Below are 11,739 nucleotides of genomic sequence, written 5' to 3'. Positions count from 1 at the left end.
TTTCCCACAGCCGGTGCCCAGCAGAAAATTGCATTCCTTCAACGGAATATATCGGACGGCTGGCTATCGTCCGAGAGTTTCCGCGAGGAAAGAGCCGGTGTAGCTGACGGTCGACTTGGCCACCTGCTCGGGGGTGCCGGTTGCGATGATTTGCCCGCCGCCTGATCCGCCGTCGGGCCCCAGATCGATGACCCAGTCAGCGCTCTTGATCACGTCGAGGTTGTGTTCGATGGTGATCACTGTGTTGCCCTTGTCCACCAGACCCTGCAGAACCAGCAGCAGCTTCCGGATATCTTCAAAGTGCAAGCCAGTGGTCGGCTCATCGAGGACGTAGATGCTGCGCCCGTTGGACCGCTTCTGCAATTCGCTGGCCAGCTTGACGCGCTGGGCTTCGCCGCCGGAGAGGGTTGTTGCTGGTTGTCCGAGCCGGACGTAACCGAGACCCACCTCGACCAGAGTGTTCAGGTGGCGAGCGATCGGGCTGAACGCAGCGAAGAACTCGGCGCCCTCTTCGATCGGCATGTTCAGCACATCCGCAATGGTCTTGCCTTTGTAGTGGACTTCGAGGGTTTCGCGGTTGTAGCGCTGCCCATCGCAGACCTCGCAGGGCACATAGACGTCCGGAAGGAAGTTCATTTCGATCTTCAGGGTGCCGTCACCAGAGCAGGCCTCGCAGCGACCGCCCTTCACGTTGAAGGAGAATCGACCCGGCAGGTACCCGCGAACCTTGGCCTCGGTGGTCTCAGCAAACAGCTTCCGTATATTGTCGAAAACCCCGGTGTACGTTGCCGGGTTGGAGCGCGGCGTCCTGCCGATCGGGCTCTGATCGACGTGCACCACCTTGTCGAGGTGCTCAAGGCCGTCGATCCTCTTGTGCCGACCGGCAACCTGCTTGGCTCCGTTCAGCTTGTTGGCGAGCACCTTGTACAAGATCTCGTTGACCAAGGTCGACTTGCCCGACCCGCTGACCCCTGTCACAGCCGTCAGCACACCCAGTGGGAAGGAGATGTCGAACGATGTCAGGTTGTGTTCGCGTGCCCCGACCACCTTGAGCTGCCGGGACTTGTCGATCTTCCGGCGCTTCTTCGGGATCTCGATCTTCCGGCGACCGGAAAGGTAATCACCGGTGATGGACCGTTCGTTGGTCAGCAGATCTTCGAGAAGTCCCGAGTGCACTACCTCGCCGCCGTGCTCCCCCGCTCCCGGTCCGATGTCGACAATCCAGTCGGCTTCCTGAATCGTGTCCTCGTCGTGCTCAACCACAATGAGCGTATTGCCGAGGTTGCGCAGTCGCGCAAGAGTTTCGATCAGCCGGCGGTTGTCGCGCTGATGCAGTCCAATGGATGGCTCATCGAGAACATAGAGCACACCAACGAGTCCTGAACCGATCTGGGTAGCCAGCCGGATGCGCTGGGCCTCTCCACCGGACAGCGTCCCGGAGGCGCGTTCCAGGTTGAGATACTCGAGACCGACGTCAAGCAGGAACTGCAGACGTGCCTGGATCTCCTTGAGGACCTGCGAAGCGATCTGGGCTTCACGGCCGGTCAGAACCAGGTTGTTGAGGAAATCACTGCAGTCGCGCATCGGCATGGCGGCCACCGATGCGATGGACTTGCCGTTGATCAGCACCGACAGGGACGCCGGATTCAGGCGGGCTCCGCCGCAGACTGGGCACGGAATCTGGCGCATGTACTCTTCGTAACGGTCCCGTGCGTGATCCGACTCGGTTTCCAGGTGCTTCCGGTGGATGTACTGAACAGCTCCCTCGAAGCCGGTGCTGTACTTACGTTCCCGGCCGAACCTGTTCTTGTACTGCACCACCACCTTGTGGTCTTTGCCGTACAGGGCAGCCTCGCGCGCACGGTCCGGTAGTTTCCGCCAGGGTACGTCCATCCTGAAATTCAGTTCTTTGGACAGCCCGTCGAGCAGCCGGGTCCAGTATTCGAGTGTTGCGGTGCCCAATGACCACGGAGCGATCGCACCCTCGGCGAGGGTCAGGTCGGGGTTGGGGACCACCAGTTCCTCATCGACCTCAAGCTTGGTGCCGATGCCGGTGCAGGCAGGGCAGGCGCCAAAGGGATTGTTGAAGGAGAAGGAGCGCGGCTCGATCTCATCGATGGCCAGCGGATGCTCATTGGGGCAGGCCAGGTGCTCCGAGAAGGCCCTGACCCGCTTGTCGTCTTTTTCGTCAAGGTCTACGAAGTCAGCGAGCACCCTGCCGTCGGCCAGCTTGAGCGCCGTCTCGACCGAATCAGTCAACCGCTGGCTGATGCCGTCCTTGACGACCAACCTGTCGACGATCACCTCGATGGTGTGCTTGTACTGCTTGCCCAGTTTGGGGGGATCGGAGAGCTGGACGACGTCGCCGTCAACCCTTGCCCGTGCGTATCCCTTGGTTGCCAGTTCCTGAAAGAGGTCAACGAATTCGCCTTTGCGGCCACGCACAACTGGAGCGAGGATCTGGAAGCGGGTGCCGTCGGCCAGCTCAAGGAGCTGGTCAACAATCTGCTGGGGCGTCTGCTTGGCCACCGGCTCGCCGCAGGTGGGGCAGTGCGGGCGGCCGACACGCGCCCAGAGCAGCCGCATGTAGTCGTAGATCTCAGTGATGGTGCCGACGGTTGATCGTGGGTTCTTGTTGGTCGACTTTTGGTCAATCGAGACAGCAGGCGACAGGCCTTCGATGAAGTCAACGTCCGGCTTGTCCACCTGGCCCAGGAACTGCCGGGCGTAAGCGGACAGGGACTCGACATAGCGTCGCTGTCCCTCGGCGAAGATGGTGTCGAACGCGAGGGAGGACTTTCCCGATCCGGACAACCCGGTGAAGACGATCATGGCGTCTCGTGGAAGGTCCAGATCGACGTTGCGCAGGTTGTGTTCGCGTGCGCCCTTGACGATCAGGCGCGAAAGATCCTGGGACATTCTGGGGTCGGAAAACTCGGATTCGAGCGAAGTTGCAATAGACACCCGATCACTCTAATTGAAAGGCTGTTCGAATACATATTCGAAAGCCTTCTTTTCAGCGTGTCGTCGGCGCGTTGCGCACGGATGTTCACCGACGGCGCAGCGCGGCCCGCAGATAGGCCACGGCTTCCTCTTCAGTTAGACCGTTGGCTTTGATCACATCGGCATAGCCGTCGGCTGCCTCGGCGGCCCGCTGCCGGGCCTCATCCCCAGCGGCCGCCACCACAGTTCCGGCCCGCGACCGGGTGACCACTATGTTCGCCTGCTCCAGCTCCCGATAGGCCCGCGCAACAGTGTTAACTGCGACACCCAGGTGACTGGCGAGGGAGCGCACCGGGGGTAGCCGGGTGCCGACCGGCAGCGAGCCGTTGTTAGCTGCGTCGAGAATCTGAACCCGGAGTTGTTCATAGGGAGGGACCGAGCTTGCCTGGTCAATGCGCAGCCAACTGGACACATCGGAGCTGCCTGTTGCGCCAGGGTTCACTGTGGCCTTTCGATCTCTGACTATTCATCGTCATGGTCCGCCCATCTGCCGAGCGGACCCCTGATGTACACATTGTCCCATGCGCTCCTGGGCCCCGAAAAGCCCGACCGGCTATCTGGCGTGCCTAGACTTGTGCTCATGGACACTCTTCAGGATCTGACCATCCGCTCGATCTCGGTGAGCGAGATGGATAACAACGTCTATCTGCTCACTGCCCGGGAAACGGGAGCGCAGGTGTTGATCGACGCCGCCGACGACGCGGCAGGCATCATGCAGTTACTGAAGGACGGCGCAGCAGATACTCCCGCTGAGCCCAAGCTGGCGCTAGTGGTCACCACCCACTCGCACTGGGACCACGTCAGGGCGCTGGCCGACGTCGTCGGGCACACCAAGGCTCGGACCGCCGCTGGCACCGAGGACGTCCCCGATATTGCAGTGCCCACCGATGTTGAGTTGGACCACGGGGACATCAGGAATTTTGCGGGGTTCGATCTTGAGGCCATCAAGCTCCGTGGGCACACGCCCGGTAGCGTGGCTCTGCTTTACCGTGACCCACACGGACCACCGCACCTGTTCACCGGAGACTCCCTGTTCCCGGGGGGCGTCGGAAACACTCAGGGTGACGCGTCCCGATTCGAGTCGCTGCTCAACGACGTAGCGGAGCGGATCTTCAACTACCTGCCGGACGACACCATAGTTCATCCCGGCCATGGGAAGGGCACCACGCTCGGAGCCGAGCGGCCACATCTTCACGAGTGGCGTTCGCGCGGCTGGTAGCGGCGTCCGGCGACGTTAGTCCTTCGCGTTTTTGACGCCGACGGCGAAAATCCTCCGGAACCCGTAAACCGTCCCCCACTGTTCCTCCGGATAGGCCCCGCGCAACAGCGCTGAGTAGTGGGCGAGGAACGCGGCGGCGTCGTCGTCGGACAGCGCCTGAAGCACTGGGCGCAGCCCGGTCCCCTTGAGCCACTCCAGCACCGGGTCCGGTCCGGAGAGCACGTGCTGGTAGGTGGTCTCCCACACATCGGCGCTCAGACCAGCCGCACTCAGCGACTGCAGATAGTCCGACGGCTCGCTCACGACGTCGGTGTGCCGCAGCACTTGCTTCAGCCTGTCCCGCCAGGTCGCGGATCCGGCCAGCTCGCGCATCAGCGTGTGCGCTGGCGAGCCAAAGTTTCCGGGTACCTGCACCGCCAGCCAGGCGCCCGGCTGGAGCGCACGTGCCCACGAATCGACCAGCTCGGCCTGACCGGGCACCCACTGCAGGACGGCGTTGGAGACAACCACGTCGACGTCGGCCGCCGGTGAAAACTCCAGCACATCACCGATCTCGAACCACAGATTGGACGGCCCCTCCTGCGTGTCGTTGGCGCGCTGCACCATTTCGGCTGATGAGTCGATACCGAGCACCTGGGCGTCGGGCCACCGATGGGCCAGCAACCGGGTGAGATCTCCCGGACCACAGCCCAGATCCACGACGACGCGCGGCGCCGGGTGATCAATTCTCGCGATCAGGTCGAGGAATGGCCTGCCCCGGTAGTCGGAGAACAGAGAATACTGGGTTGGATCCCATCGCATGACCCCAGCGTAGCGGGCCTCCCGGCGCGCCTACGGATAGGCTGGAGCCCTATGAGAATTCAGGAACACCTCCCCGCAGGCACGGATCAGGCCGACGACGTCTACAGCGCATTCCTGGAGTGGACAGCCAGCGAAGGCATGAACCTGTACCCGGCACAGGACGAGGCGGTGCTGGAACTGGTCTCGGGAAACAACGTCATCCTTGCTACGCCCACCGGGTCAGGGAAATCGTTGGTAGCGGTCGCTGCCCACTTCGACGCGATCGCCCGCGGGAAGCGCAGCTACTACACGGCGCCCATCAAGGCGCTCGTCTCCGAGAAGTTCTTCGCCCTGTGCGAGACGTTTGGGGCCGAGAATGTTGGAATGATCACCGGCGACTCAGGCGTCAACCAGGACGCGCCGATCATTTGCTGTACAGCCGAAATCCTGGCGAACATCGCCCTGCGGGAGGGGTCCCTCGCCGACGTCGGAACGGTCATCATGGACGAGTTCCACTTCTACTCGGATCCCCAGCGCGGCTGGGCCTGGCAGGTTCCCCTGCTCGAGCTACCGCAAGCCCAGTTCCTCCTGATGTCAGCGACCCTGGGCGACATGACACGCTTTGAGGACGAGCTGACCGAGCGCACCGGACGGCAAAGCAGCACCATCAGCAGCGCCGAGCGCCCCATCCCCCTGCACTTCTATTACGTCGAGACCGCTGTGCAGGAGTCTCTCGAGGAGCTCCTGAGCACCCGGCAGGCACCGGTGTACGTAGTTCACTTCAGTCAGGCCGAAGCAATCGAACGCGCGCAGAACCTCATGAGCGTCAACGTGTGCTCACGCGAGGAGAAAGACAAAATTGCCGACCTCATCGCAACCTTCAGGTTCTCCTCAGGGTTCGGAAAGACACTTAACCGGCTGGTTCGCCATGGGATCGGGGTCCATCATGCGGGAATGCTCCCCAAATACCGGCGCCTGGTGGAACAGCTCGCCCAGGCGGGGCTGCTGAAGGTCATCTGCGGCACTGACACCCTCGGCGTCGGAATCAACGTGCCGATCCGGACCGTCCTGCTGACCGCCCTCAGCAAGTACGACGGCGTCCGCACCCGCCTCCTCAACGCCCGGGAGTTCCACCAGATCGCTGGTCGCGCCGGACGGGCCGGTTATGACACAGCGGGTACCGTCGTCGTCCAGGCACCAGATCACGTGGTGGAGAACACCCGCGCCATGGCAAAGGCAGTGGGTAAGTTTGGCGACGACCAAAAGAAGCTCCGCCAGGTGGTCCGCAAAAAGCCGCCCACCGGGTTTGTTTCGTGGGGCAAACCGACCTACGAGCGGTTGGCCGCCGGCACACCTGAGTCGCTCACCTCCAGCTTCGCGGTTAGCCATTCGATGCTTCTCAACCTTTTGGAGCGGCCCGGCAACCCATTCTCCGCCGCCCAGCGGCTGCTCAATGAAAACCACGAGACCAGGGCATCGCAGCTCGCACTCACCCGCAAGGCCATCGGTATTTATCGGTCCCTCGTCACGGCCGGGATTGTCGAACGGCTCCCGGAGCCCGATGCCGACGGCCGCACCGTCCGGCTCAAGGTCCATCTGCAGGCCAATTTTGCACTCAACCAGCCACTCTCCCCCTTCGCTCTGGCCAGCCTCGAGCTCCTTGATCCGGAAAGCCCCACCTACGCGCTCGACGTCGTCTCGGTGATCGAAGCCACCCTCGAAAAACCTCGGCAGGTTCTCAACGCCCAGGAGAAGAAAGCCCGCGGTGAGGCGATCGGGGCCATGAAGGCCGACGGCGTCGACTACGACCAACGGATGGCTCTCCTCGAGGAGGTCACCTACCCGCAGCCGATGGCCGAGCTCCTGTTCCAGGCGTTCGATGTCTACCGCAGCGGCGCTCCCTGGCTCGGAGACTTCGAGCTGACGCCAAAATCGGTGGTTCGGGACATGTACGAGCGGGCAATGAACTTCGGCGAGTACATCGCCTACTACTCGCTCACCCGGTCCGAGGGTATCCTTCTTCGCTACCTCGCCGATTGCTACAAGGCGCTGCGGCAGACAGTTCCCACCGAGGCCCTCCGGGAAGACCTCACCGACATCATCGAGTGGCTCGGCGAACTGATCCGCCAGGTCGACTCAAGCCTGCTCGAGGAATGGGAGCTCCTTGCGGCGGGCGGACGGCCGGACGGTGGAACTGCTATCGAGCTGCCGCCCGAACCGGATTCGGTGACTTCCAACGAGCGTGCGTTCCGCGTGATGGTTCGCAACGAAATGTTCCAGCGGGTCAAGCTCTTCGCTGACGAGGACGACGTCGCTCTGGGCGCCCTCGACGGGGCGTCAGGCTGGGACACCGACCGCTGGACTGAGGCATTGGACGGCTACTTCGGCGACTATGAGGACATCGACGACGGCCCCGAGGCCCGCGGCCCAGCGCTGTTGATCATCGAGAAAGTGCCCGGTAGCTGGAAAGTCCGGCAGATCTTCAAAGATCCGTTCGGTAACCACGACTGGGGCATCAACGCAATCATCGATCTGGCTGCCTCCGACGAGGCAGGGACGGCTGTGGTCACCGTGACAGGCGTCGGGGCGCCCTAGGCCGCAACCCGATACCTCACTCCCACCCACTCCCGACCAGCCGCCCAGTGACCGGGGCCCTTGCCTGGGGTCAGAAGGGTGGTGGGTCTGGTGGTTGGGGTGTTGGTGGTGGGTCGGGTTTGGTGAGGTAGGTTTCGCCGGCGGGTGAGATGGCGATGATGGTTCCTGCCTCTGGTTGGTGGTAGTGCCAGTAACCGTCGGTTTTGAGCTTGTGGTGTCGTTACCCTTGATCCACCGATAGTGATGGTGGAGGGCGCGGCGACAGCGGTCACGCGATCATCGAACAGGTCAAGACCGACCTGAAGAACTGCGCCCTGTCCCCCTCCGGAACGATCACCAAGAACAACACTTGGCTCGTCCAGGCGGCGATCGTGTTCAACTTCCCTGTTTTCCGGGAAGGCGGAACGGTGGCGCTGATCTTCGGGGCGACCTCGGGGATGCTGGCGAGTGTGAATTTGAAAGTGCCGCACTTATTCCCCATCTATTCCGTCGAATCCGCGCAATTTGCGACAAGGGTCGGCAGTCGGACGCCACCCCTCGGAGAGGGTTTGCGCAGGCCAGCGGAGGAATCCTTAAACGTTGGCGGGTTGTCAACTGGCTTCGTCCCAGTTCAAGGGGTCGCAGGTTCAAATCCTGTCAGCCCGACCGAAGAAGAACAATGCTTTTCGGGGCTCCTGGCACTTCCGCGGGTTAGTTCCGGCCCGGGAGCACGGGTCATATTGGCCGCCGGGGCTGAGCATGGCGAGAGCGATGCTGGCGTGGACCCATCGGCACAACCTCCGGTCGAGGTATTCAGAAGGCACCTCTGGTGATCTTCGGGCTCTGGTGACCCGCTTGGGCATGCGCTCGTTGATGGGCAGGACGGGCGGGTGCTGGGATTGTCAGGGGTATCAGAAGCAATTGACGCTCGGGATACAATCATTCGAAATACCACCGTCGGCATATTCGCTGGCGGTTACCTTTCTGGCGAAAGATCAATAATGACCGAACGCCCATGGCTTGCCCACTACCCGACCGGTGTCGCGCATGAGGTGGGTGATATCCCATTCGCGCACCTTCCCGGTTTGATCGCCAAGGCCGCGAGCACCTACGCCGACACGATTGCGTTCACACAGTGCATGCCGAACGGCATGAACGGATCGCTCACCTATAAGCAGGTCGACGCGCTTTCTGACGACTTCGCGGCGTATCTCCGTGAGGTGGTTGGCCTCGAGCAAGGGGAGCGGGTTGCGGTGCAAATGCCGAATTGCCTGAGCTACCCGATCGTCGCGTTCGGCGTGCTAAAGGCCGGCTGCGTGCTCGTCAACACAAACCCGCTGTACACCGCCACGGAGATGATTCACCAGTTCTCGGATTCGGGAGCCCGCGTGCTCGTCGTCATCGATATGTTCGCCGACCGGGTTCCTCAGGTGAAGGCCGCGACCTCGATTGAGACCGTCGTCACCGTGCGCATTGCCGAGTTCTTCCCCCCGGTGATCGCCGGAGTCATCCGCGGGGTGCAACGCTTCTGGAACCGTTCGCTTCCACCCGTAACTGTCGAGCACACTGGTCTGCAGGCTGCCCTTGCCGCCGGTCGTGGCCGCAAGAGCGACAGTTCCCCGCAGCTCTACCTCGACGGCATCGGGCCCGAGACGCTCGCGGCACTTCAATACACGGGCGGCACCACCGGCGTCTCGAAGGGCGCCATGCTCTCGCACGGCAACCTTGTCGCCAACACGCTGCAAATGATTTCGATGTGCGGCACCTTCATGCGTCCAGGGGCCGAGATCGTACTGACGGCTCTGCCGCTTTACCACATCTTCGCGTTCACGGTGAATCTGCTCGGCTTCTTCCACCTTGGCGCGCGGAACATCCTCGTGCCATCGCCACGCCCACCGAGCAACCTCAAGCGCGCCTTCGAGAATTACCGCATCACCTGGCTGACCGGCGTCAATACCCTCTTCAACGCCCTGATGAACGAGCGCTGGTTCGCTGACAGCCCGCCACGGCATTTGCGGGCCTCGGCAGCCGGCGGCATGGCGCTGCACCAGCCAGTCGCCGTCCGCTGGCGCGAAATGACCGGCACACCAATCGTCGAGGGCTACGGGCTCACCGAGTCCTCACCCGTGCTCACCTTCAACCCGCTCGGGGGCACAGGCAAGGACGGCACGATTGGCATTCCGGTACCGTCGACCGACCTACGGTGCGTCGACGAGGATGGCACACCGGTCGCCGTCCGTGAGGCCGGTGAGGTCGTCGCGCGCGGGCCTCAGATCATGCTCGGCTATTGGCAACGGCACGATGAGTCGGCCGCGACGCTCAAGGACGGCTGGCTGCACACGGGCGACATTGCTCAGATGGATGCCGATGGCTACTTCACGATCGTCGACCGCAAGAAGGACATGATCCTCGTAAGCGGCTTCAACGTATACCCCAACGAAGTCGAGGAGCGCATCGCGGCGATGCCGGGCGTGCTGGAAGTTGGCGTGGTCGGCGTTCCCGACGACATGGGCGGCGAGGCTGTTTGGGCCTATGTGGTCGCCCCCCAAACGGCCCCGACCGAGGGCGAGGTGATCGCGCACTGCCGAGAAGCACTCGCGGCGTACAAGGCGCCACAGACGGTGCGTTTCGTCAATGAACTCCCGAAGAGTCCGATCGGCAAGATCCTGCGCCGTGAGTTGCGCGCGACCGCCGTTACGTCAACGACAGCCAGCATCGAGACGCAAAGAAGGGAACTCTCATGATCGGCGCCTCTCTCATCCTGTTGACTCAGAGGACGACCCCCGTCAACGAACAAGACGTCGTCACCCCGTTCGAGCAGAACCTGCTCGTCGGGCTGGTGTTCGTGATCATGTTCGGGCTCGGGGCCGGGCTCACACCACGCGACTTCCGGTTGGCCGTTCGTCGACCGTACGGGCTGATCATTGGCTGGGTCACCCAGTTCGGCATCATGCCGCTCTTGGCGTATATTCTCGTCGCCACGGTGCTGTTTCAACTGCCAAGAGAGTACGCCGCTCCGGTCGCGTTGGGGGCACTACTCATGAGCTGTGTTCCGGCAGGTACGACGTCGAACATTTTCACCTACTTCTCGAAGGGTAATCTGGCGCTGAGCGTCATGATGACGACAAACTCAACTCTGTGGGCCATCCTCATGACGCCACTGTTGCTCACGTTCTACGGCTCCTTGCTCTTCGAGGCGGGCTCTCCGCTGCAGATCCCGATCACGAACATCGTTGTGACGCTCGCGGTCTTGCTCGTGCCGGTGGTGCTCGGTATGCTGGTCCGCCGTTACAGCGCGAACGTCGGGGCTGTCATGGAGTTGATGGGCGGCTTCTTCGGACTGTTCTTCATTGTGTTCCTCATGGCCACCTGGGTGCCTCGCAACTGGGGGCTGCTGACCTCAACCCCATGGCAGACCTACGTCGTGGCAATCGGTCTCGGGCTCTTTGGGATTGTGATCGCCTATGTGATCTCTCGGGCCATCCGACTGCATCCAATGAACGCGCGCACGATTGCACTCGAAACGGGAATTCAGAACGGCCCTCTCGCGATCGCGATCGTGCTCCTGACCTTCGCGGGTAACCCCGATATCGGGCTAATCCTGATCGTGCCGGCGCTCTACTCGCTCTTCATCGTGATTGTCTCGACCTTCGTGACGTTCGTGTTCCGTCGCGCAAACGTGGCGGAGGAGCAGAAGATTCCTAGCCTGCTCTAAGGCGCCATGCCCCTGATCTGGCGGGGACGCAAAACGGGGGTCCGGCTGGCGTTCAGCAGCGAAACCAGATTGGCGTCTCGGATTGGCTAGGGAAGTGAACCGCCCCGGGTTTAATGGAGGGTGTTGATTCCTTGAAAGGATGAGCCTTTATGGCAGCACCTAAGAAGTATCCGGATGAGCTTCGTGAGCGGGCGGTCCGGCTGGTGATGGACGCGCAGAAGGACCCTAGTGGCCGGCGGGGCGCATGTACCAGGATTGGTGCTCAACTGGGCATCCCGGCGGACACGATCCGTGGCTGGCTGCGTACCGTCGAGATCGATCAAGGCCTGAGGCCGGGGACAACAACCGATGACGCTGCCCGGTTGGCGTCGCTCGAACGCGAAGTCGTTGAGTTGCGCCGGGCCAACGGGATCCTGAAATCGGCGTCGGCTTTCTTCGCGGCGGAGCT

General features: G+C 62.3%; 8 protein-coding genes. 5 read left to right on the top strand and 3 right to left on the bottom strand.

All coding sequences use genetic code 11. The annotated features are described in order from the left end of the window. Window positions 1-63 precede the first annotated feature (63 nt). Complete coding sequence (gene uvrA, locus Y703_RS0107850) at window positions 64-2,919, bottom strand: excinuclease ABC subunit UvrA (protein ID WP_253907967.1); 2,856 nt, start codon at window positions 2,917-2,919, stop codon at window positions 64-66. Between the two features lie 130 nt (window positions 2,920-3,049). After that, window positions 3,050-3,445 carry a GntR family transcriptional regulator gene (locus Y703_RS0107845; protein WP_216698874.1) on the bottom strand — a complete coding sequence of 132 codons (396 nt, stop codon included), beginning with the start codon at window positions 3,443-3,445 and terminating at the stop codon, window positions 3,050-3,052. Between the two features lie 138 nt (window positions 3,446-3,583). On the opposite strand from Y703_RS0107845, the gene Y703_RS0107840 reads away from it, so the two are divergent. Continuing rightward, window positions 3,584-4,222: an MBL fold metallo-hydrolase gene (locus Y703_RS0107840; protein WP_026552268.1), complete on the top strand. Its 639-nt coding sequence runs from the start codon at window positions 3,584-3,586 to the stop codon at window positions 4,220-4,222. Window positions 4,223-4,237: 15 nt separating this feature from the next. On the opposite strand, the gene Y703_RS0107835 is transcribed toward Y703_RS0107840, so the two are convergent. Next, entirely contained in the window at window positions 4,238-5,023 is a 786-nt protein-coding gene (locus Y703_RS0107835) for a trans-aconitate 2-methyltransferase (protein WP_026552267.1), read from the bottom strand. A 51-nt stretch (window positions 5,024-5,074) separates the two neighbouring features. On the opposite strand from Y703_RS0107835, the gene Y703_RS0107830 reads away from it, so the two are divergent. The 4 genes from Y703_RS0107830 to Y703_RS0107805 all read left to right on the top strand — a co-directional run. Next, on the top strand, window positions 5,075-7,597 hold the full coding sequence (locus tag Y703_RS0107830; protein ID WP_026552266.1) for a DEAD/DEAH box helicase: 2,523 nt from the start codon (window positions 5,075-5,077) through the stop codon (window positions 7,595-7,597). 980 nt (window positions 7,598-8,577) lie between these two features. Continuing rightward, window positions 8,578-10,320: an AMP-binding protein gene (locus Y703_RS0107815; RefSeq protein WP_026552263.1), complete on the top strand. Its 1,743-nt coding sequence runs from the start codon at window positions 8,578-8,580 to the stop codon at window positions 10,318-10,320. Beyond that, the gene (locus tag Y703_RS0107810) at window positions 10,317-11,291 is read left to right on the top strand and encodes a bile acid:sodium symporter family protein (RefSeq protein ID WP_051427397.1); all 975 of its coding nucleotides are present in this window, start codon (window positions 10,317-10,319) and stop codon (window positions 11,289-11,291) included. The genes Y703_RS0107815 and Y703_RS0107810 overlap by 4 nt, the downstream gene beginning before the upstream one ends. 149 nt (window positions 11,292-11,440) lie before the next feature. After that, a partial coding sequence (locus Y703_RS0107805) for a transposase (protein ID WP_026552261.1) occupies window positions 11,441-11,739 on the top strand: 299 nt, incomplete at its 3' end.

It is taken from the genome of Arthrobacter sp. H20, from assembly GCF_000520515.1.
In the GTDB taxonomy this organism is placed as follows: domain Bacteria; phylum Actinomycetota; class Actinomycetes; order Actinomycetales; family Micrococcaceae; genus Arthrobacter_D.
Note: the sequence above shows the minus strand (reverse complement) of the source record. Positions and strands in the feature narration are given on the sequence as shown.

What these genes read in the sequence shown, in the direction of transcription:
- uvrA (WP_253907967.1), bottom strand. Translation starts at nt 2,919, where the DNA reads ATGTCCCAGGATCTTTCGCGCCTGATCGTCAAGGGCGCACGCGAACAC.
- Y703_RS0107840 (WP_026552268.1), top strand. Translation starts at nt 3,584, where the DNA reads ATGGACACTCTTCAGGATCTGACCATCCGCTCGATCTCGGTGAGCGAG.
- Y703_RS0107835 (WP_026552267.1), bottom strand. Translation starts at nt 5,023, where the DNA reads ATGCGATGGGATCCAACCCAGTATTCTCTGTTCTCCGACTACCGGGGC.
- Y703_RS0107830 (WP_026552266.1), top strand. Translation starts at nt 5,075, where the DNA reads ATGAGAATTCAGGAACACCTCCCCGCAGGCACGGATCAGGCCGACGAC.
- Y703_RS0107815 (WP_026552263.1), top strand. Translation starts at nt 8,578, where the DNA reads ATGACCGAACGCCCATGGCTTGCCCACTACCCGACCGGTGTCGCGCAT.
- Y703_RS0107810 (WP_051427397.1), top strand. Translation starts at nt 10,317, where the DNA reads ATGATCGGCGCCTCTCTCATCCTGTTGACTCAGAGGACGACCCCCGTC.